Below are 1,753 nucleotides of genomic sequence, written 5' to 3' on the forward strand. Positions count from 1 at the left end.
AGCGTCCGAAACGCCTTCCCCGGTCCCGGCATCCGGTGTGGTGCAGAGCGGCTCGCTTCCTCACGTTCGGCCGGCTTTGGAAGTCGATCGTTTCGCGCCCCGGCCCGCTCTCATGCATCTTCTTCAGTCTGCGGGAGTCACCCTGCAGGCGTGTCTTCAGCGAATTGGGCAAAGCCTTCGTTCCAGCCCGCGACTGATCGGTTTCGCCTCCGGCGACCTCAATCAGGGGTGCACCACGACCGTCCTGGCCATCGCTTACGAACTAGCACGTGCTGGAGAAAAAGTCCTTGTTATCGACGGCTCACCCGACCACAGCCTGGCCGAGTCCCTGGGAGTTGTGGCGGAGCGCGGCTGGCAAGACGCGGTCCCCAGCAAACTGCCGCTGCGAGACGTGATGATCCGATCGGTGGAGGATGGCTTTGACATCCTGCCTTCCCGTCCCCCCCAGACATTTTCTCCTTCTTCGGCGGCAGGACTTCGCCTGATCCCAGAATGGCAAAATACCTATGGATGGATTCTGGTGGATTATGGCACTGCTTTTGTAAGTCGGCCGGTTTCCCAGTGGGACGAGGCTCAGGAGATCCGGAGCTTGCCCTCGCGGACTTCCGTGCCTTTGTCGGAATGCCGGGATTTCGTCGTCGTTCAGCGGATGGATTCAGTCACCTCGATTCTGCGTGAACTCCAGCAACGGGGACGCGTCCTCGGCGTTGTTGAGACATTCGTTCCTCCCACGGCGGAAGACAACTGTATCCTTTGCGAACGTGAGGCAGCATGAGCACAGGCCCGTGCGGTGGAAACACCGTTCGGTGGAGCGAATATGTACACGGCTTTCTGGAAACTTCGCGAACAGCCCTTTCGGAATGAGTTCCGCCCGTCATTCTATTTCCCAAGCGGCTCTCATCAGGCGGCTCTCTTGAAGGTGCGCTACGCCGTGGAGCAGCGCCATGCCAGCGCTCTTCTTGTTGGTCCGGCAGGAACCGGCAAGTCCTTCGTCACAGAGTTGCTTGCGGCATCACTTCACGAGTCATATCAGCCCATCGTCCGCAAAACAGCCCTTTTCGACGATCCCGAGGCGTTTCTCGTGGACCTGGCCGAAGAGCTGGGCGCCCCACCACGAGGGTCCGGATACACCGCCTTCCGCTATCTCGAAGACATCCTCACCAAAAATCGAAGCGAGGACCGCCACGGAATTCTGGTCATCGATAACGTGCATGTTTTCCAGCACCAGCGAACCTGGGAGGTCCTCCGTCACCTCATGACAATCACCGTGGAGGGTCAGCCTGGCTGGACCGTGATCCTCCTGGGACACCCCCTCGTTTTGCCGATCCTGGAGCAACTCCCGCATGTCGAGGAGTTGCTGGCCATCAAGTCTTTCCTGCGTCCCCTGACGGCTGAAGAAACCCGGGGCTACGTGGAACACTGTCTCCGGCAAGCAGGTGCCACGGGGTCGATTTTCACGCCGGAAGCCCTCGAGCGGCTTGCCGAGCTCTCCGGCGGTATTCCTCGCCGGATCAACAGGTTGTGTGACCTCGCTCTCCTGGTTGCCTTTGCCGAAAAATCAACCCGGGTGCACGCCCATCACGTGGAAGCGGTGTTTGAGGAACTCTGCGGCATTCCGGCGCAGTGACACCCTCTCGAGGGGCGACGCCCCCTTGCGCGATCTCTTCCAAAACAGGCCGGAAAACAACTTTTTTCTGTTCACAGAACTTCGCTCCACAACGCCGAAAAGGTCATCGATGGGCTGATCGGACCC

Annotated in this window: 2 protein-coding genes; both read left to right on the plus strand. The window is 59.7% G+C overall.

Going from position 1 to position 1,753, the window contains the following annotated elements; translation table 11 throughout:
* A partial coding sequence (locus H5U08_RS17740; RefSeq protein ID WP_297036162.1) for a cellulose synthase operon protein YhjQ/BcsQ occupies positions 1 to 775 on the plus strand: 775 nt, incomplete at its 5' end.
* Between the two features lie 42 nt (positions 776 to 817).
* On the plus strand, positions 818 to 1,627 hold the full coding sequence (locus tag H5U08_RS17745) for an AAA family ATPase (RefSeq protein WP_297036165.1): 810 nt from the start codon (positions 818 to 820) through the stop codon (positions 1,625 to 1,627).
* Positions 1,628 to 1,753: the final 126 nt, after the last annotated feature.

Origin of the sequence: Thermogutta sp., from assembly GCF_014359955.1 — a bacterium.
GTDB lineage: Bacteria > Planctomycetota > Planctomycetia > Pirellulales > Thermoguttaceae > Thermogutta.

Coding starts and splice junctions, on each gene's coding strand:
- H5U08_RS17745 (WP_297036165.1), top strand. CDS start 818: ATGTACACGGCTTTCTGGAAACTTCGCGAACAGCCCTTTCGGAATGAG.